The 18,417-nt window shown below is 70.5% G+C and carries 15 protein-coding genes; 4 read left to right on the top strand and 11 right to left on the bottom strand.

All coding sequences use genetic code 11. The annotated features are described in order from the left end of the window. Positions 1-8: 8 nt before the first annotated feature. Positions 9-476 (bottom strand): rRNA maturation RNase YbeY, encoded by a 468-nt coding sequence (gene ybeY / locus D3H34_RS05585; protein WP_119552437.1) that lies wholly within the window; start codon positions 474-476, stop codon positions 9-11. 1 nt (position 477) lies between these two features. After that, positions 478-1,428, bottom strand: a complete 951-nt coding sequence (locus D3H34_RS05580; protein WP_205736675.1) for a PhoH family protein — start codon at positions 1,426-1,428, stop codon at positions 478-480. A gap of 20 nt (positions 1,429-1,448) precedes the next feature. Here D3H34_RS05580 and ruvA point away from each other — a divergent pair, with 20 nt between their 5' ends. The 4 genes from ruvA (at position 1,449) to D3H34_RS05560 (ending at position 5,497) form a co-directional block, all read left to right on the top strand. Then, the gene (gene ruvA, locus D3H34_RS05575; protein WP_119552436.1) at positions 1,449-2,021 is read left to right on the top strand and encodes a Holliday junction branch migration protein RuvA; all 573 of its coding nucleotides are present in this window, start codon (positions 1,449-1,451) and stop codon (positions 2,019-2,021) included. After that, positions 2,018-2,917, top strand: a complete 900-nt coding sequence (locus D3H34_RS05570) for a hypothetical protein (RefSeq protein ID WP_119552435.1) — start codon at positions 2,018-2,020, stop codon at positions 2,915-2,917. Before ruvA ends, D3H34_RS05570 begins: the two co-directional genes overlap by 4 nt. A 48-nt stretch (positions 2,918-2,965) precedes the next feature. Continuing rightward, positions 2,966-3,967 carry a helix-turn-helix domain-containing protein gene (locus D3H34_RS05565; RefSeq protein ID WP_119552434.1) on the top strand — a complete coding sequence of 334 codons (1,002 nt, stop codon included), beginning with the start codon at positions 2,966-2,968 and terminating at the stop codon, positions 3,965-3,967. 123 nt (positions 3,968-4,090) lie between these two features. Continuing rightward, on the top strand, positions 4,091-5,497 hold the full coding sequence (locus D3H34_RS05560) for an aldehyde dehydrogenase family protein (RefSeq protein WP_205736674.1): 1,407 nt from the start codon (positions 4,091-4,093) through the stop codon (positions 5,495-5,497). 31 nt (positions 5,498-5,528) lie between these two features. Here D3H34_RS05560 and D3H34_RS05555 read toward each other — a convergent pair whose 3' ends face one another. The 9 genes from D3H34_RS05555 to D3H34_RS05515 form a co-directional block, all read right to left on the bottom strand. After that, positions 5,529-6,680 (bottom strand): serine hydrolase domain-containing protein, encoded by a 1,152-nt coding sequence (locus D3H34_RS05555; RefSeq protein WP_119552432.1) that lies wholly within the window; start codon positions 6,678-6,680, stop codon positions 5,529-5,531. After that, a complete protein-coding gene (tynA, locus tag D3H34_RS05550) occupies positions 6,677-8,983 on the bottom strand; it encodes a primary-amine oxidase (protein ID WP_119552431.1) in 2,307 nt (768 codons plus the stop codon). Before tynA ends, D3H34_RS05555 begins: the two co-directional genes overlap by 4 nt. A 72-nt stretch (positions 8,984-9,055) precedes the next feature. After that, entirely contained in the window at positions 9,056-10,018 is a 963-nt protein-coding gene (locus D3H34_RS05545) for a helix-turn-helix domain-containing protein (protein WP_147400386.1), read from the bottom strand. A gap of 136 nt (positions 10,019-10,154) precedes the next feature. Continuing rightward, positions 10,155-11,159: a Bug family tripartite tricarboxylate transporter substrate binding protein gene (locus D3H34_RS05540; protein WP_119552429.1), complete on the bottom strand. Its 1,005-nt coding sequence runs from the start codon at positions 11,157-11,159 to the stop codon at positions 10,155-10,157. A gap of 25 nt (positions 11,160-11,184) precedes the next feature. After that, positions 11,185-12,459 carry an alkyl sulfatase dimerization domain-containing protein gene (locus D3H34_RS05535; RefSeq protein WP_119552428.1) on the bottom strand — a complete coding sequence of 425 codons (1,275 nt, stop codon included), beginning with the start codon at positions 12,457-12,459 and terminating at the stop codon, positions 11,185-11,187. Continuing rightward, positions 12,456-13,790 (bottom strand): DUF1254 domain-containing protein, encoded by a 1,335-nt coding sequence (locus D3H34_RS05530; RefSeq protein ID WP_119552427.1) that lies wholly within the window; start codon positions 13,788-13,790, stop codon positions 12,456-12,458. The genes D3H34_RS05535 and D3H34_RS05530 overlap by 4 nt, the downstream gene beginning before the upstream one ends. Before the next feature lie 5 nt (positions 13,791-13,795). Beyond that, a complete protein-coding gene (locus D3H34_RS05525) occupies positions 13,796-15,214 on the bottom strand; it encodes a DUF1254 domain-containing protein (RefSeq protein ID WP_119552426.1) in 1,419 nt (472 codons plus the stop codon). Between the two features lie 50 nt (positions 15,215-15,264). Next, positions 15,265-16,266 carry a Bug family tripartite tricarboxylate transporter substrate binding protein gene (locus D3H34_RS05520; RefSeq protein WP_119552425.1) on the bottom strand — a complete coding sequence of 334 codons (1,002 nt, stop codon included), beginning with the start codon at positions 16,264-16,266 and terminating at the stop codon, positions 15,265-15,267. 36 nt (positions 16,267-16,302) lie between these two features. After that, complete coding sequence (locus tag D3H34_RS05515) at positions 16,303-18,414, bottom strand: acetate--CoA ligase family protein (RefSeq protein WP_119552424.1); 2,112 nt, start codon at positions 18,412-18,414, stop codon at positions 16,303-16,305. Between the last annotated feature and the right edge of the window lie 3 nt (positions 18,415-18,417).

The following is an 18,417-nucleotide window of genomic DNA, read 5'->3' as shown; positions in this document are numbered from 1 at the left end:
CGGTGTGTTCAGCGCCCGTACGGGCTGCGAATGCCCAGGCCCGCGAGGATCTCGATTTCGTACGCTTCCATCTCGTCCGCGTCGGCCTCGCTCGTCTCGTGGTCCCAGCCTTGCGCATGCAACGTGCCGTGCACCAGCAGGTGCGCGTAGTGCGCGGCGAGCGTCTTGCGGTTTTCCTTCGCCTCGCGCGCCACCACGGGCGCGCACAGCACCAGGTCGGCCATCACGACCGGGCCCTGCGCATAGTCGAAGGTCAGCACGTTGGTGGCGTAGTCCTTGCCGCGGAATTCACGGTTCAGGCGCTGGCCTTCCTCGGCATCGACGATGCGCACGGTGATCTCGCCGTCGATGTCCAGGGCGTGGCGAATCCAGCGCGTCACGCTGTGGCGCGCCAGCGCGGCGCGATGGCGCTCCACGCCCTTGAAGCGGCCGAACTGCAGCGACAACGACAACGCCGGGAGCTTGGACGCTGCCATCTCAATGTCCCCCGGTCCGCTTGCGCTGCCCGTCGTAGGCATCGACGATCTTCGCCACCAGCGGGTGGCGCACCACGTCCGCGCTCGTGAAGTGCGTGGTCGCGATGCCGGCCACGCGCTTGAGCACGCGCTCCGCGTCGATCAGGCCGCTGAGCTGCTGCTTGGGCAGGTCGATCTGGCTCACGTCGCCCGTCACCACCGCCTTGGCGCCGAAGCCGATGCGGGTGAGGAACATCTTCATCTGTTCCACCGTGGTGTTCTGCGCCTCGTCCAGGATCACGAAGGCGTTGTTCAGCGTGCGCCCGCGCATGAAGGCCAGCGGCGCGATCTCGAGCACGTTGCGCTCGAAGGCCTTCTGCACCTTCTCGTAGCCCATGAGGTCGTACAGCGCGTCGTACAGCGGACGCAGGTACGGGTCCACCTTCTGCGTCAGGTCGCCCGGCAGGAAGCCCAGCCGCTCGCCTGCTTCCACGGCCGGGCGCGTGAGCACGATGCGCTGCACCGCCGCGCGCTCCAGCGCATCGACCGCGCAGGCCACCGCGAGGTAGGTCTTGCCTGTGCCGGCCGGGCCGATGCCGAAGGTGATGTCGTGCTTGGCGATGTTGTCCAGGTAGATCGCCTGCGTGGGCGTGCGCGCGCGCAGGTCGGCGCGGCGCGTGACCAGCATCGCGGCGTCGTCGTCGACCATCGAGCCGTCACCGGCCAGCGTGAGCTGCACCACGGCCGGGTCGATCGAGCGCTGGGCGATCTCGTACAGCGCCTGCAGCACGTCCATCGCACGCTGCGCCTTGGCCTTGGGGCCGTCGACCTTGAACTGCTCGTGGCGGTGCGCGATCTTCACGTCCAGCGCTTCCTCGATGCGCCGCAGGTGCGCATCCAGCGGGCCGCACAGGTGGCCCAGGCGCGAGTTGTTCAGGGGGAGGAAGGTGTGTCGCAGAATCACGCCGGACATTTCAAGGAAAAAGGGCACCCATGATAGGCAAACTGAGCGGCACGTTGGCAGAACGGAACCCCCCCCAGGTGGTGGTGGACTGCAACGGCGTCGGCTACGAGGTCGATGTGCCGATGAGCACGTTCTACAACCTGCCGAACGTCGGCGCCAAGGTGACGCTGCTCACGCACTTCGTCGTGCGCGAGGACGCGCAGATTCTCTACGGCTTCGGCACCGCCGAGGAGCGGGCGGCCTTCCGCCAGCTCATCAAGATCACCGGCGTGGGCCCGCGCACCGCGCTGGGTGTGCTCTCGGGCATGAGCGTGGGCGAGCTGTCGCAGGCCATCACCACGCAGGAGCTGGGCCGGCTCGTGAAGATCCCCGGCATCGGCAAGAAGACCGCCGAGCGGCTGCTGCTGGAGCTCAAGGGCAAGCTGGGCGCCGACATCGGCCTGCCGGCGCATGCAGCCTCCGACGCGCAGGCCGACATCCTGCAGGCGCTGGTGGCGCTGGGCTACAGCGACAAGGAAGCCGCGCTCGCGCTCAAGGCGCTGCCCAAGGACGTCACCGTGAGCGAAGGCATCAAGATGGCGCTGAAGGCCCTGGCGAAGTGAGCTGGCGCGAGGCGTGGTCGCGCGCGCAGGCGCTGCGGCACGAGTCGGACGAGACCAACACCGTGCTCATGCGCGCGGGCCTGGTCATTTCGGTGCCGATCATCTGGCTCTACGGCTGCGTGGGCGTGGCCTACGGGCAGCTGCCGATGCTGACGCCGGCCGGCTTCGTCGACATGCCGGGTGCCTGCGCATGGCTCACGTCGCTCATGGCCTTCGCGGTCGCGATCTTCATCGTCGACTGGCTGGTGCACGGCGAGCTGCCGCCGGCACCGGTGCCGCCGTCGGTCGTCCTGCGGCACTGGCAGTCGGGGTGGCCTGCGTCACCGGCGTTGCCGCCGCAGCCGGATCAACAAAGCCTTCTGCCGTCCGGCCCTCTTACGCTGCGCAATGTGTGCTTCGGCGTGGCGGTGGTGGCCTGCGTGTCCGCGCTGGTGGGCAGTGGCCTGGACACGCTGGGCTGGCGCGCCTTCGCAAGGCCGGGCGGCCTGGCGCCGCGCGCCGAGTGGCCGCTGTACCCGTTGCCGTGGATCTGGCCCTGGCTGCTGCCGTTGGCGCGCCAGTCCTTCGCGCTCGGCACCGTCATCGTGGGCGCGGTGCTGTTCGTCGCGGCGCTTCTCATGCGCTGGCGCCGGGTGCGCGGCGCGTGGTTTCCGTTCTTCGTGGCGCTGCCCATCCTCGTGGTGCCGCACTTCCTGGCGGCCGCGGGCTTCGACTACGCCGCCGCGCGCGGGCTCGGCGGCCTGAACGAACCTGCGCTGGTGAATGAACTGGCGCAGCACCCGGCGCGCTACAACGTCTACACTTTTCTGAGCCTGTGGTGCGGCATCGGTACCGGCACGGTCGGCCTGATCCTCGGTTTCGCGTTCGGCCGCTCCAAGGTCATGGACGAGGACTGAGCACCGTCCGATCTCTCCGATCCAAAAGCCCTGCAAGGAGACAACCCTGTGAGCGCTTCCTTCTTCGATTCGCCCGCGCGAATGACCGGCGGCCCCCTGATGCCGTTGACGCCGCTGATGCGCGCCGAGATGCCCCTGGAGCTCGTCGCCCCGCGCCTGCAGGCCGTGTGCGGCAATTTCACGCCCGTGCCCATGCCGCGCCAGCGGACCGTGTCGGGCGGCATCGAGGTGCGGCGCGCCGGCGGTGTCGACGTGGCGCTCATCGGCCAGAACCTGCAGCGCGTGCACCGCGATGCGCAGGCCATCCGGCGCGACGACCGCGAGCATTTCTTCCTCGTGTTCCAGGACCACGGCGGCGCGCTCATGTCCCAGGGCGGGCAGCACATCGCGGTGCAGGCCGGCGACATCGTGCTGATCGATTCGGCGCGGCCCTCGGAATTCGTCTACGACGGCGCCAGCGCGCAGCAGGTGTCGGTGCACCTGCCGCGCGCCGACATGCTCGCGCGTTTCGGCCCCACGCTGCAGGGGGGCGTGTGCGTGCGGCGCGGCGACGCGCTGGGCTTCGCGATGCGCGCCATCCTCGCGCGCCTGCTCGACAGCGGGCAGTCCGACGATGCGCACCTCGTGGAAGCGTTCCTCGGCGTGTTCGGCTCGGTGCTGGTCGAACGCGCGCGGCAGGCGCCCGCGCTGCTGTCGCGCAACGCCGGCGAAGGCGTGCTGCGCCGGGCGATGGACCACGTGGCGCTGCAGTTCCACGACCCGGCTTTCCACGCGGGCGAACTGGCGCGGCACCTGGGCGTGTCGCCGCGGCTGCTGCAGCGGGCCTTCGAGGCGCTGGGCGTTTCGCCGAGCCGCCACATCCTCGACACCCGGCTGGCGGCGGCACGCGCCGCGCTCGATGCCGCGGCGCGGCATGGCGGCCCCGCGCCGGCCATCGCGGAGGTCGCCTACGACTGCGGCTTCAACGACCTGTCGTTCTTCTACCGCGAGTTCCGCAAGCGCTACGGCATGCCGCCGGGACGCCTTGCGCTGGGGCCGCTGCCGCATTGACTGACGCCTGAGTCCATTCGCTGACGTCTGGCTCCAAGACGCCGGCCCCTGCTTTTCCTACATTGACCTGGCGCCCCCGCCCTGCGGCGGCGCGTTCCAGCGTCAACCAACCAGGACAAGGCAATGCAAGAGACAAGAATGACGATCGGCGGTCGCGCGGTGCAGGGCGCGACTTCCTTCGAAGTACGCAACCCCGCCAACGGACAGGTGATCGGCACCGCGCCGAACGGCTCGCGCGACGATCTCGCCGCCGCCGTGGCCGCGGCGCAGAAGGCTTTCACGAGCTGGTCGCAGAAGTCGGACGACGAACTGGCCGCCGCCTGCCGCGCCGTGACCGAGAAGATCGGCGCGCACGCCGAAGAGCTGGCGCGCCTGCTCACGCTGGAACAGGGCAAGCCGCTGAACGGCCTGGGCTCGCGCTGGGAACTGGGCGGCGCGGCTGCGTGGGCCGGCGCCACCGCGGCGCTGTCGCTGCCGCCGCGCGTGCTGCAGGACAACGCGCAGGGCCACGTCGAGATCTTCCGCAAGCCCGTGGGCGTGGTCGGCTCGATCACGCCGTGGAACTTCCCCGTGCTGATCGCCGTGTGGCACGTGCTGCCGGCGCTGCGCACGGGCAACACGGTCGTCATCAAGCCCTCGCCGTACACGCCGCTGGCCACGCTGCGCTTCGTCGAGCTGCTCAACGAGGTGCTACCCGAGGGCGTGGTCAACAGCGTGAGCTGCGACGACCGCACCTCGAACCTCGGCGCCGACATGGCGACCGACCCCATCATCCGCAAGATCGTGTTCACCGGCTCCTGCGCCACCGGCAAGAAGGTGATGCAGTCGGCCGCCAGCACCATGAAGCGGCTCACGCTCGAACTCGGCGGCAACGACGCCGGCATCGTGCTGCCCGACGCCGATCCCAAGGCCATCGCCGAAGGGCTGTTCTGGGGCGCGTTCCTCAACAACGGTCAGACCTGCGCCGCCATGAAGCGCCTGTACGTGCACGCCAGCATTCACGACGACGTGTGCGAGCACCTCGCGGCCTTCGCGAAGCAGGTGCCGATGGGCGACGGCATGGACGAGAAGAACGTGCTCGGCCCGGTGCAGAACCGCATGCAGTTCGACAAGGTCGCGCGGCTCGTGGCCGATGCGAAGACCAAGGGCCAGCTGCTCACCGGCGGTGAGCCGGGCGAGGGCCTGTTCTTCCCTGCGACGATCGTCGCGGGCCTGAAGAACGGCGATGCGCTGGTCGACGAAGAGCAGTTCGGTCCCGCGCTGCCCATCATCCGCTACACCGATGTGGAAGACGCCATCCGCGCCGCCAACGACAGCGAGAACGGCCTGGGCGGTTCCGTGTGGTCGAAGGACATCGAGCACGCCAGGCGCATCGCGTCACGCCTGGAGTGCGGCTCGGTGTGGATCAACAAGCACGGCGCCATCCAGCCCAACGCGCCCTTCGGCGGCGTGAAGGCCTCGGGGCTCGGCGTGGAATTCGCCGAAGAAGGGCTGAAGGAGTACACCGACGCGCAGGTGATCTTCTCCTGACGCGCTGAGCGTGGCGTTCGCCACGCTCAGGCTAGGTGCGCAGCTCGGCGGTCAGTGTGCCGAGCAGCGCATCGGTCTCGACCAGGCTCGGCGGATGGATCGGCGCCGGCCATGTGCTGTGGATCGCGACCACGAGCCGTTCCTTCGGGTGGATGTAGATCTGCTGGCCGAAGATGCCGAGCGCGGCGAACAGTCCGCCGTCGAGCCCGGGCAGCGCCTTCGCGCCGGTCGGGAAGGTCCACCATTGATAGCCGTACCCCATCGGCTCGAAGCCCGGGAGCGTGCCGGGCGCGAGGTGGCTTGAAGCGTCGACGCGCGTGGCGTCCGCCACCCAGCCGTCGGGCAGCACCTGCTGGCCACCGGCCACACCGCCGCCGAGCACGAACAGGCCGAAGCGTCCGAAGTCGCGCAGCGTGGCGTTCACGCCGCTGCCGGTGAACTCCTGGCCGTCGACCGCGTCGAGCTGCCAGTAGGCGTCGGCCTCCATGCCGAAGGGGGCCCAGATCTTCTGCGACAGGTAGTCGCTGATCGGCCGGCGGATCGCGCTCGCCAGGATCTCGCCGACCAGGCAGGTCTCGCCGGTGCTGTAGTTGAAGCGGGTGCCGGCCGGCGCCACGCGCGGCCGCTGCGCCATGAACGCCAGCACGGCGCCCTTCTCGCCCGTGAGCTGGGCGCGCATCAGCTGCCGCCGGTCGGAGTCGGCGTCGAGGTAGTCCTCGTTCCAGGCCAGGCCCGAGCTCATCTGCAGCACCTGCTTCACCGTGACTTCGTCGTAGGCCGAGCCGCGCAGCGCGGGCACGTAGCGCACCACCGGGTCGTCGAGGCTGGCGATGTGGCCGTCCTTCACGGCCGCGCCGACCAGCGTGGAGGTCAGCGACTTCGCGACCGAGAACGACAGCCACTTCGTCGCCGCGTCGTTGCCCATGGCGTAGCGTTCGAGCACGACGTGGCCGTCCTTGAGCACCAGCAGCCCGGCCGTGCGGTTGCGCGCCATGAAGCCGTCGATGTCGAAGTGCCGGGCATCGACCGGCCGGCCCTCGGGCAGCGGATGCACGTGCGCGCCGCGCCGGATCGCGCGCGTCGCGTAGAGCCGGTCCATCTGGCGGTAGGTCGGCGCCTGCAGCGCAGGCGGCAGCGTCATCAGGTCGGCGTAGCGGCCGATGGCCTCGTCTTTCGCTGTCATTTCGCGGGCCGGTTCAGCCCCAGCGTCGGCGTCTCGTCGAAGAAGTTCCAGGGCTTGAGCAGCGCATGCACCCACTCGGTGGGCATGATCGGCCACTCCTCGGCGCGCGCGACGTGCGTGGTGCCGGTCGTGAGCCACACGACGTTGTCGGTGTTCACGATGTTCTGGTTGTCGGCCGTGAACTGGCCCAGGCCCGTGTCCTTGTTGGAGCGGTTGGGGTACTTGCCTTCGGGGAACAGCTCCTCGGGGTCGTAGCGCGTGACCCACAGCTGGCGGTCCATGAAGCTCAGGCGGTGGTTGATCCACTCGTCCTTCGCGAAGTTGGCGCCCTTGGCGATCGGGTGCGTGCCGCCTGCGTAGGGAATGAGCTGGAACGACACCGGGTTGCCGACCTTGTTCGACTTCGCCGTGTTGCTCAGCAGCCGGATGGTCGATGCATCGAACTTCTGCGCCGCCTGCTGCTCGGTCTGCACCGTGCGCTGCACCGTCTGCATGGTGCTGGTGCGCGGGCCGCCGCGCGTGTTGGGCAGCACCACCGGGTCGACCTCGGTGAGCGTGTTCTGCTCGCCGTCCACGTCCAGGTCGAGGCGGAAGTTGTAGATGTGCTGGTGCGTGGTGCCGACGATGTTGTGGTCGATCAGCGTGCCGTAGCGCGTGTCTTCGGCGGCGGTGGCGTCCTGCATGGTGCGCGACTTCACGCCCTTCACCGCCTCGATGCCGGTGGCGCCCGCGTTGATGCCGATGGTGCCGTTCTCGGCGAACACCCAGTCGAACAGGTAGTCGTAGTTGCCCACCGTGCTGATCCAGCGCACCACCAGCTCGCGCCGCTCGGTGCTGAGGTTGGGCTTGCCCATCTCCTGGTGCTTGAACTCGGGGTCGGCGTAGCGCTCGAAGACCGCGATGGCGCGCGGCACCTTGGCCGGTGCGCCGGTGTAGTCGGCCAGCGTGGCGTCCAGCAGCACGGCGTTCTGCGGCGCGTCCTTGTTCGGCTCGATGGGCGAGGTGAGCGTGCCCATGCCGTACTCGCCCGAGTCGAGGTAGGCCTTGAAGTACCAGCCGGTGTCGGGGTCGCCATAGGGCACGATCATGCCGCCCAGCGAACCTTCGTACATCACCTTGCGCTTGGTGCCCTTGTCGTTGTACGTGACGGTCGACAGCACCAGGCCCACGCGCGAATCGAGGCGCACGTGGAAGTCCCAGTTGCGCCAGTGCATCGTGTGGCCGGTGATCGTGTAGTTCTTGCCCTCGGGCTCGGTGATCTCCAGCGGCTTGGGCGCGGGCGTGGGCGCGCGGTCGCGCCCGTCGTACGGCGTGGGCTTGAGCGGCACGGGCACCAGGCCGCCGTCCTCGATCTTGATGACCTTCTTCTGCTCCAGGTCGACCACCGCCACCAGCCCCTCGATCGGGTGCGCCCAGTAGTTGCCGTCGCCCACGTCCAGGTAGCTCACCACCTTCAGCAGGCGGTCTTCCTGGCGCAGCGAATCCTTGCCGTCGAAATAGCCGACGGTGAGCGGCGTGGCCACCACCTTCTTCACGTCGGCGATGCCGCGCGTGGCGAGCGCCTTGGCGTAGTCGGGGCTGGCCTCGATGGCGCTTTGCACGGTGGCGAAGTCGTCCAGCAGCACCATGCCGTGCGCGCCCTCGATGGGCTTCCACGCGGTGAGCGTGCGCGCCGCGAGATCGACCGTGCCTTCGATGACCTTCTTGCCGTCCAGCGCCACGAGCGCTGCCTGGCGCGGCGCGCGCACGGGCTGGCCGGTGAGGGCGAAGTTCCAGACCTCGTCCTTGGGCGGGCGCTTCACGCTGATCTCGGTGAAGCGCAGGCCGGGCTTGTAGCGCCCGGAGGCCTTCAGCACGTCGAGCGCGGTCTGGATCTCGGCCTCGGTGAGCGGGTTCAGCGGGTTGGGCACGCGCTCGACCACGAAGGTCTTGTCCAGGCTCGACTGGAACACCTGGTTCACGAAGTCGTGCGGCACGTAGGCCGCGCCCTTGCGCATGACCACGGGAACGTCCAGCTGCATCGACTGGCCGTTGACCAGCGCCGTCTTCGAGCCGGGCTTCAGGCGCACCAGCGTGCCGTTGCGCGACACGGTGAACACGTTGGCGAAGCTGTCCCAGCGCAGCGTGCCGCCGAAGTCTTCCACCGTCTTCTTCAGCGGCACCATGTGGGCGGCGCCGCCGTGGGCCAAGGCCGGGTCAGCGCCCAGGGGGCCCAAGGCAAGTGCCAGGGCACAGGTGAGGGCGGTGCCCAAGAGGCGGCGTGCGGCCCCGTGGGGCGGCGTTGGGTGGTAGCTGCTGGGCATGGCGGCCTCCTTCTTCGCGTGTTGTTGTGGACGACAACCGCGAAGTTAAGAGCGCCGCCGGCGCGGGCGTTATCAAGATTTGGCAAACCACCGCGCGCGCGTGGCGGACGGCAGTTCGCCGAACAGGCGGGCGTAGTCGATGGCGAAGCGCGACAGGTGCCAGAAGCCCCAGCGCGCGGCGATGTCGCCGATGGTGTCTTCGCGGCAGGCCTGCATCTCGCAGCGCACGCGGTTCAGGCGCATCACGCGCAGGTAGGTGACGGGGCTCAGGTGCAGCACGTCCTCGAAGGCGTACTGCAGCGAGCGGCGCGACACGCCGGTGGCCACGCACAGGTCGGGCACGCTGATCGGCTCGTCGGCGTGCGCCTGCATGTACTCGCGCGCCTTCGCCACGATGTGGCGGCGCGCCGCCGTGCTGGCGGGCAGCCGGGCCTCGAAGGCGTCCGAGCCCAGGCAGTGCAGCACCGCGTCGGCCAGCGACAGCGACAGCATGTGGCGCGCGGCCGGCTGCTCCAGCTGCGCGAGGTTGTCACGCGCCAGCGACAGGGCGGCACCCAGCAGGCGGGTGAAGGCGGTCTCGTCGAAGCCGGGGTGCTGCACCGGCGCGGGCACTGGCATGCGCAGTTCGAAGTCGGGGCCGAACAGCGTGGCGGCCAGGTTGGCCAGCGGTTCGGTGTCGACGCACACGGCCATCAGGTCCATGCCGGCGCCGGCCAGCAGCTCGAACTCGCCCTGCGGCGGCAGCGCACTGAGCTGCCGGCCGCCGAGGTCGTGGCCGCAGTACCAGCTGCCCGGGGCGGACGCGTCGGTGAGCGCGAAGGCGATGGCGCCCGGCCGGCCGCGGCCGCGCTGCAGCACCGTCTGGTTGGCGCGCTCGTGGAAGACCTGGACGAAATCCAGGTGCAGGTCCTCGGCCAGTCCCTCGAAGCGGCCGTTCGACAGCTGTTCGTAGTGCTGGTCCCAGGCGCCCACGCCCGAGGCCTGCGCCTGGGCCTCGGCGGTGAGTTTCCGGGTGAAGTGAAGGAGCTCGGTCATGGTGCGCGCTGGCGCAGCCGCCATCGCCGAGCCGATGAGCAGAAACCGTGCCTGTCACGGCGCAGTGTGGGGGAGCCGCCGCCGGCTGACCATGTTGCTTACCCTTGGTCAGGCCGCTCCGGGCGCTCACACCTTGTCACTCGAGCGTCAGCCCGATGTCCTTCACCAGCGCGCCCCAGTCCCGCAGGTCGCTGCGGATGGTGGTGGCGAACTGCTCGGGCGTGTTCTGCGGCAGGTCGTTGAAGTTCAGCTCGTACATGCGGCGCACCACCGCGGGGTCGCGCAGCACCTGGTTCACGGCCTCGTTGAGCTTCTTCACGATGGCCGGCGGCGTCTTGGCCGGTGCCAGCAGGCCGTACCAGGCGTAGGTGGTGAAGGGGAAACCGCTCTCGGTCATGGTCGGCACGTCGGGCAGCATCGGGATGCGCGAGGGGCCGCTGTTGGCCAGCGCCCGGATGCGGCCGGCACGCACGATCTCCACGGTGGACGAGATGTCGGCGAAGGCCGCGTCCACCTGGCCGCCCACGAGGTCCTGCACGCAGGGGCCGCTGCCCTTGTAGGGCACGTGCGTCATCACCAGGCCGGCCTGCTTCTTGAGGCTCTCCATCGCCAAATGGCCGCCCGAGCCGTTGCCCCACGAGCAGTAGCTGAGCTTGTCGGGGCGCGCCTTGACGTAGGCGACGAACTCCTGGAGGGTCTTCACCGGCAGGTCCTTGCGCACCAGCAGCAGGTTGCCGCCGCGCCCGACCTGCGCGATCGGCATGAAGTCCTTGGCCGGGTCGTAGGGCAGCTTCTTGTAGAGGCTGGGGTTCACCACCATCGTCGCGGCGTAGGTGAACAGCAGCCGGTAGCCGTCGGGCGTGGCGCGCGCCACCACCTCGCTGCCGAGGATGCCGTTGGCGCCCGGGCGGTTGTCGACCACGAAGGGCTGCTTCAGGATCTTGCCGAGACCATCGCCGATCAGCCGTGCCATGGTGTCGGTGCCGCCGGCCGGCGCGGTGGGCACCACCAGCGTCACGGGCTTGTCGGGGTAGCTGTCGGCGTTGCCGGGCTGTGCATGGCTGGCGGTGGCCAGCGCGGCCAGGGTGCAGGCGGCCAGCAGCGTGCGCAGGCCGGGGCGGAAGGATGTTGTGGTTGTCATGGTCCGTGTCTCCGATGGAAAGGCCTCAGCGGATGCCGAAGCGTGCCTGCGTGCCCTGTTCGATCATGTCCGCGCCCACGCGATACAGGTTGCGCGAGACGTAACTGGGCACCTCGCGCGCCCGCTCGCGCAGCCATTCGGCCTTGAGCGAGCGCGCCTCCGCGATCTCGGGGGCGCCGCCCTCGGCGGTCGCCAGCAGGTCGATCACATGCAGCGCGAGCTGCCACTGCTTGCCTGCGGCCAGCGTGCGCGCCCGGTCGATCACGCCGCGCTTGTCGGTGATGGCATCGGCCACCGCGCGGCCGATGGCCTCGGGCGCGGCCGGATGCAGCGAGGTCGGGTTGCGGTCCCACCAGCCGTTCTCCGAGCGGTAGATGTCGCGCACGATGTAGCCGGGGTCGCCGTAGGTGGGCTTCATCCAGTCGACCGCGAACAGCTCGTCGGGAAAGCGCACGCGCGCCAGGATGTCGCGCTCGTTGAGCCCTTCGTTCATGAGCCGCACCACCTCGGCGCGCAGCCAGCGCAGCGCGCGGGCCGTGTGCGTGAGCACGTGCTGCACCTGCTCTTCGCCTTCGAGCGTGGCGCCGAATTCGCGCACCGCCTTGCGCGGTTTCAACGCCGCCAGCGCCTCCAGCGTGTCGGCCCAGCGCACTGTGTCGCGCATGGTGCGAAAGGGCGTGCCGATGTTGGGAATGGAGTCGATCAGCGCCGCGCCGCCGTACAGCACGCGCTGCGCCGGGCTCCACAGCGCGATCGCGTCGTCGGTTTCCGACGGCGCCCAGCGCAGCTCGATGCGGCGCTCGCCGCTGCCGATCTGCAGCACGTCGTCGAAGGTCTCGGTGGGCGGATGCGTCACCAGCCGGTGGTCGAAGAAGCCGGCGGGGCGGTTGAACTGGATCTCGGCCATGCGGTGTTGCAGGGCCATCGTCTCGCGGTAGCGCGCGAGGCGGCGCGGCACGTTGCGGTGCGCAATGATGCGCGGCGGCGCTTCGCCGCGCGCGGCGGCATGCGCCAGCCACATCGGCACGCCGGCGTTGTAGCCGATGTGGCCGTGGCTGAAGCACAGCGCATGCACCGGCGCGTCGCTGAGCTGGCGCAACGCATCGATCATCCCCTGCGTCACCGAGCCGCCAGGGCCGGCGTCGATCACGACCAGGCCTGCATCGGTCTCGGCCACGAAGGACTGTCCCTGTCCGCGCAGGATGTGCAGGCCCGGCGCGACGGTCTCGGTGCCGGTGCCGACGATGAGGAACGGCTTTTCTTCTTCCTTGTTTTCTGGTTTTGCGACGGTGGCGGTCATGTGGAATCCTTGGTCACGGTGAGGGGTGGCAGCACATAGCGGCCGTCGAGCAGTTCGGCGCGCGGCACATAGGCGCGCAGGCACAGGTAGAAGCTGCCTTCGGGCGCCGGCAGCCAGTTGGCGAATGCGGCCTCGCCCTCGGGGCGCGCGTGCTGGATGTGCAGCGTGAGCCCGCCGTCCGCGTCGCGCCGCAAGCCCGGCGTGCGGTCGCCGATGGCGTAGCGATCGATCGGGTTGTCGACCAGCATGTAGTCGCGCGTGTCGTACATCGTGAGCGACCAGAAGGCGTCGACCGGCGGCAGCGCATCGGGCGCGAAGCGCAGCGTGTAGCGGCGCTGGCCGGTGAGCGCCTCCCCTGCGGCGTCGTGCCAGGCCATGGGGTAGGTGGCCTCGCGGCTTTCGAGCATGCCGATGTACTTGAGCGCGATCAGCGCGCGCGCCAGGTGGTCGTCGCCAAAGCTGCCTTCCACGAGCGGCATCTGCACCCATCCCGAGGCCGTGGTGCGGCCCGAGTTCGCTTCGCGCAGTCGCGGCAGCACGGTGTCGAGCGCGGCTTGCAATGCGGCACGCTGGCTGTCGTCGAGCGGCTTTGCGCCGGGACCGATGCCGAGCGCCGCGTAGCGTGCGAGCCGCGCCGCATCGCCGGCCGGCGGTGCGTTGTCGTGCAACGCCGCGTTCACCTGCGCGGCGAAATGCTCCGCCGTGAGCGGCGCCTTCGGGTCGCAGGCCGGATCGAAGGCGCGCGGCGGCGAGGCGCGGCCGGCCTGCCAGTCGGCCAGCGTGCGCACGAGGAAGCCGTCCTGCAGCGCGTTGACGGCGGGCACGTCCTGCGGGCCGTCGACCAGCAGGCGCCCGATGATCCACAGCCAGCGCGTGGGCGCCTCGATGCGCGCACCCGGTGCGTCGAAGGCCGCGGGCAGCGTGCCGCGCCATCCCGGCGGCGTGAGCACGAAGGACCGCGCGGCCGTGCCCGTGAGGCGCTGCCCCAGGTGCGCGAAGGGGTTGGTGAAGAAGTCGAGCAGGCCCAGCACGTAGTAGCGCCCGGCGGTGTCGGGCACGTCGATCACGAGCGGGCCGTCGCCCAGGTCGAGCCAGGCGTTGGTGTAGAGCGTGTCGTTGTTCGGCGTGACGACGCGACTCTTGCCCGCGCGCAGCAGCTGGCGCGCGTGCGTGAACACGTTGCACCAGCGCTGGGGCTTGGGCGCCTCGCCGGCGGCATCGGTGCGCTGCGGCGAGGTGGCCGCGCGCATGCGGCACATCTCGTAGAGCGGGTAGGCGTAGACCACGGCCTCTTCGGCCACGGCGTGCAGGGTGTCGGTGTGCGGCTGCATCGCGCTCAGTCCTTTTTCGACTGCAGCGTCTGCAGCGCCGGAATGCGCCATCTCTGCACGCCTTCGCGCGGGTAGTACATGCGCAGGATCAGGTAGAAGCGCCCGGCCGGCGCGGGCAGCCAGTTGGCGATGTCACCGGCGTTGGCAGGGCGTGCGTGGCTCACCACCAGCTCGAGGCTGCCGTCGGCGCCGCGCTTCAGGCCGGGCGTGCGGTCGCCGATCGCATGGCGGCGGATGTCGTTGGGGTAGAGGAAGCGGTCGCTGTCGTACAGCGTGACCGACCAGAAGGCGTCCGCGGGCGGCAGGTCGCCGGCCTCGAAGCGCATCGCATAGCGGCGCTGGCCGTCCAGCGGCTCCTGGTTCGCGTCGTGGTGCGCGGCGGCGTACACGGCTTCGCTGGTGGCCAGCGCGCCCAGTCCCAGGTAGGCGGTGCGCGCGCGGCCGAGGAACTCGTTGCCGTAGCGGCCGGTGGCCGGCGTCATCGACCAGGGCTTGGGCCGGCGGTTGCGGCCCACCGCGCCGACCAGCTGCACGCCGTCGGCGAAGCCTTCGATCAGGCCTTCGCGCAGCGGTTCTTCCAGCGCGTCCCACGAGAACGCGGCGTTCGCCAGCAGCCCGCCCTGGCCGAACCACGCGACCAGCGCGCGGTCTTCCACGCGGCCTGGTGCCTCGGCCAGCGCATGGCACACGTTGGTGAAGAAGCGCGGCGCCACCTGCGCGGCGGGCTCGCCGTGCTCGAAGGCGGCGGCCATCGCGTCCTCGTGCGGGCCGGCCCACTGCTCGATGGCGGCCGGGCGGCCCTTCAGCACCGTGCCGGGGGCCGGCTTCAGCTGGATCTCCGACTGCAGCGCGCGCGCGGCCGGCCAGTCGCTTTCGTCGCCCACGAGGATGCGGCCGATGAGCCAGACGAGGTCGGTCGGGCAGCGCACCACACGGTGGGCTGCGAGCGATTCAGGCACCGTGCCGCCGGGGCCCACGAGCACCACGGTCTCGCCCTCGGGGTTGCAGTTGCGCGGCCCCAGGTTCTCGAAGTTCTCGGTGTAGGCGTCGTACAGCGGCAGCACGAAGTAGCGCCCCGGATGGCGCGACGACGCGGGCACCGTGAGCAGCATCGGCCCGTCGGCCAGGTGCAGCCAGGCCATGGTGTAGAGCAGGTCGTTGGCGGGCGTGACCACGTCGCGGTCCTGGTCGGTCGAGGGGCGTGGCGCGTGGTGCAGCGTGTTCATCGGCGCGCGCACGTCCGAACCCGCAGAAGCGCCGGCGCGGCGTTCCGCCCGCGGCGCGGTCTGCATGGCGCAGGTGCGGTAGGTCTCGGTGAGCGGATAGCCGTAGACGAAGGCGGCCAGGCCGATGGAGCGGGCGAGCGCCTTGCGGGCGACGGCAAGATCGGGAACGGAGGCGGGAGCGGAAACGGGAGCGTTCATGGGAAAGACCTCGGAGCTGGGGTTCGTGGAAGAAGGTGTGGGAAGACGGTTCAATCGAGCTTCACGCCCGTGGCCTGCGTGAGCTTCAGCGTCACGGGCAGGAAGGCCTTGTAGGCCGCGGCGGATTCGGCGGGCAGGTTGCCCACGGGCTCGGCGCCGAGTTCCTCGATGCGCCGGCTCACCTCGGGCTGGCGCACCACCGCGCTGACCTCGCGGCCCAGGCGCTCGACGATGGCATCGGGCGTCTTCGCCGGCGCCATCAGCGAGGTCGGGCCGGTCATCGTGTAGACCTCGTCGGCGTAGCCCTGCTCGGCGAAGGTCGGCACGTCGGGCAGCGCGCGGGCGCGCCGGGTGCCGGCCACGGCCAACGGGCGCAGCTTGCCGGCCTTGATGTACGGCTGCAGCGTGGTGGTGGTGCCGACCGTCATCTGGATCACGCCGCCGATCAGGTCGATCGCCATCGGGCTCTCGCCCTTGTAGGGCACGTGCAGCGTCTGCAGGCCGTAGGCCTTGTCCATGTAGACCTGGATCTGGTGCGGCTGCGTGCCCGGGCCCCATGAGCCCATCGAGTACTTGCCGGGCGCGGCCTTGGCGGCGGCGATCAGGCTCTTGAAGTCGGTGGCGGGGATGGACGGGTGCACCGCCAGCACGGTGCGCGTGGTGGCGATGTCCGACACCATGCGCAGGTCGGTGCGCGGGTCGTAGGGCAGCTTGCTGTAGAGCACCAGGTTCGCGGTGACGGGGCCCGGCACCGTCAGCAGCAGCGTGTAGCCGTCGGGCGCGCTCTTGGCGACGTAGTCGGTACCGATGATCCCGCCCGCGCCGCTGCGGTTCTCGACCACCACCGGCTGGCCCAGCCGCTTGGACAGCCCTTCGGCCACGAGCCGCGCGAGGATGTCGGTCGAGCCGCCCGCCTGGTACTGCACGATGATGCGCACGGGCTTGGAGGGGTAGGGCGCTTCCGTCGCTGCTGCCGCGCCGCCGGCCGTGAGGGCCAGCGCCACACCCAGGCCGAGTGCGCGCGAAAAGCCGTTCTTCGATGTCGTCGTCATGCGATGTCTCCGGTGGTTGTTGTTCGGGGGTGTTTGTCAGGGCGCGCGGCCGACGACCAGCGCGTCGACCGCCACGCAGCCGCCCTCGGCCTGCGGGCGTGCGATCAGCGGGTTGATCTCGGCGCTGTCGAGCGAGTCGCCCGCGCGCTGCGCGAAGTCGGCCAGTGCGCACAGCGCATCGGCGATCGCGCCGAGGTCGACGGGCGGACGGCCGCGTGCGCCGTTCAGGATCGCGAAGGCGCGCAGCTCGCGCACCATCGCCAGCGCGTCGTCGCGCGTGACGGGCAGCACGCGCAGCGACACGTCGCGCAGCGTCTCGACGTGGATGCCGCCCAGGCCGAACATCAGCACCGGCCCGAACACCGGGTCGCGGTGCACGCCCGCGATGCACTCGACACCGCCGGTCAGCATGCGCGCCACCAGCGCGCCGTCCAGTCGCGCATCGGGCCGCGCCGTGAGCGCGCGGTCGCGCGTGCGCTCGAAGGCCGCGCGCGCCTGCGCCCCGCCGCGCAGGCCGAGCGCCACACCGCCGACATCCGACTTGTGCGGGATGTCGGCGCTGACGATCTTCACCACCACCGCTTCGCCGAGCGCATCGGCAGCGGCTGCGGCCTCGTCGGCGCTGTGCACCACGCGGTGCGCGACCACGGGCACGCCGGCGTCAGCCAGCAGCGCGAGCGCGTCGGGTTCGGACATCGTGCCGGGGGCGAGCGTCAATGCCGCCTTGATCGACGCGGGCGCTGCAACCGCGGCCGCCGCAGGCTTCAGTCCCGCCAGCGCAGCGATCGTGCGGATGCCGTCCGACGGGTCGGCGAACACCAGGCAGCGCATCGCTTCGAGCTCGGCGCGGCGCTCCGGCGTGAGCAGCGTGCTCACCGCCAGCAGCGTGTCGGGGTAGGCCTCGCGCAGCGAGCTCACCAGCGCGCGCAGCACCGGCCAGAACGCGTCCGATGCGCCGGCCGCTGCCATGAAGCCCATCCACGACGCGAAGCCGCGGTCGTCCAGCATCACGCGGGCCGTGCGTTCCATCAGCGTCATGTCGTTGGTGACCTGCCCCGTGATGTCGACCGGGTTGCGCGGCGCGGCGAAGGGCACCCAGCTGCGCAGCGTGTCCTGCGCGGCCTCGCTCAGCGGCTGGACATCCAGGCCCTGCGCCGAGGCATCGTCGGCCATCAGTGCGCCGACGCCGCCCGAGACCGTGAACAGGCCGATCGAGCGGTCGCGCGGGCGGCCCGCCACGGCCGCGCTGTGGGCCAGGTCGAAGAACTCCGTGAGGTTGCGCGCGCGCAGCACGCCGTACTGGCGGAACACGGCGTCGTACACCGCGTCGTCGCCCGCGAGCGAGGCCGTGTGCGAGGCAGCAGCCTCGGCGCCGAGCGCGGTGCGCCCGACCTTGACCATCACCACCGGCTTGCCGTGGGCCTGCGCCAGGGCCAGCGCCGCGCGCAGCCGGGGGCCGTCGCGGCAGCCTTCCATGTAGGCCATGATCACGTCGGTGCCCGGGTCCTGCGCGAGCCAGGCCAGGCAGTCGGCGACCTGCACGTCGGCCTCGTTGCCGGTCGTGGCCCACAGCGACAGGCCGACGCCGCGTGCCCGCGCCATCGCGTACGCATAGGCACCGAACGCGCCCGACTGGCTCACCAGCCCGATGCGCCCCGGTTTCACGAGGCCCACGCCGGGGGCCGGCGAGAAGGTCGCATACACATGGCGCGCGACGTTCATGAAGCCCAGGCAATTGGGGCCGATCAGCCGCATGCCGGCGGCACGCGCCTTGTCGCCGAGCCGCGCCTGTGCAGCTGCACCTTCCGCGCCCACTTCCGCGAAGCCCGAAGAGAACAGCACCACGCCTTTCACGCCGGCTGCAATCGCATCGTCGAGCGCGCCGTCGACCAGCGCCGAGGGCACCGCGAGGATCGCCAGGTCCACCGGCTGGCCGATGGCGCGCAGGCTCGGGAAGGCCTGCAGGTCCTGGATGCGGTCGGCATTCGGGTTGACCGGGTAGAGCGCGCCCGCGAAGCCGAAGCGGCGCTGGTAGTCGACCGGGATGCCGCCGATCTTCTGCGCGTTGGACGAGGCGCCGACCACCGCGATGGAACGCGGTGCGAACAGGGCCGAGAGGGATTCGGTTTGCGAAGAGAAGAAATCCATGGG

The organism is Acidovorax cavernicola (genome assembly GCF_003581445.1).
Note: the sequence above shows the minus strand (reverse complement) of the source record. Positions and strands in the feature narration are given on the sequence as shown.

What these genes read in the sequence shown, in the direction of transcription:
- tynA (WP_119552431.1), bottom strand. Translation starts at nt 8,983, where the DNA reads ATGCCCAGCAGCTACCACCCAACGCCGCCCCACGGGGCCGCACGCCGC.
- ruvA (WP_119552436.1), top strand. Translation starts at nt 1,449, where the DNA reads ATGATAGGCAAACTGAGCGGCACGTTGGCAGAACGGAACCCCCCCCAG.
- ybeY (WP_119552437.1), bottom strand. Translation starts at nt 476, where the DNA reads ATGGCAGCGTCCAAGCTCCCGGCGTTGTCGTTGTCGCTGCAGTTCGGC.
- D3H34_RS05535 (WP_119552428.1), bottom strand. Translation starts at nt 12,459, where the DNA reads ATGACCGCCACCGTCGCAAAACCAGAAAACAAGGAAGAAGAAAAGCCG.
- D3H34_RS05580 (WP_205736675.1), bottom strand. Translation starts at nt 1,428, where the DNA reads ATGTCCGGCGTGATTCTGCGACACACCTTCCTCCCCCTGAACAACTCG.
- D3H34_RS05545 (WP_147400386.1), bottom strand. Translation starts at nt 10,018, where the DNA reads ATGACCGAGCTCCTTCACTTCACCCGGAAACTCACCGCCGAGGCCCAG.
- D3H34_RS05555 (WP_119552432.1), bottom strand. Translation starts at nt 6,680, where the DNA reads ATGACAGCGAAAGACGAGGCCATCGGCCGCTACGCCGACCTGATGACG.
- D3H34_RS05525 (WP_119552426.1), bottom strand. Translation starts at nt 15,214, where the DNA reads ATGAACGCTCCCGTTTCCGCTCCCGCCTCCGTTCCCGATCTTGCCGTC.
- D3H34_RS05520 (WP_119552425.1), bottom strand. Translation starts at nt 16,266, where the DNA reads ATGACGACGACATCGAAGAACGGCTTTTCGCGCGCACTCGGCCTGGGT.
- D3H34_RS05540 (WP_119552429.1), bottom strand. Translation starts at nt 11,159, where the DNA reads ATGACAACCACAACATCCTTCCGCCCCGGCCTGCGCACGCTGCTGGCC.
- D3H34_RS05530 (WP_119552427.1), bottom strand. Translation starts at nt 13,790, where the DNA reads ATGCAGCCGCACACCGACACCCTGCACGCCGTGGCCGAAGAGGCCGTG.
- D3H34_RS05515 (WP_119552424.1), bottom strand. Translation starts at nt 18,414, where the DNA reads ATGGATTTCTTCTCTTCGCAAACCGAATCCCTCTCGGCCCTGTTCGCA.
- D3H34_RS05560 (WP_205736674.1), top strand. Translation starts at nt 4,091, where the DNA reads ATGCAAGAGACAAGAATGACGATCGGCGGTCGCGCGGTGCAGGGCGCG.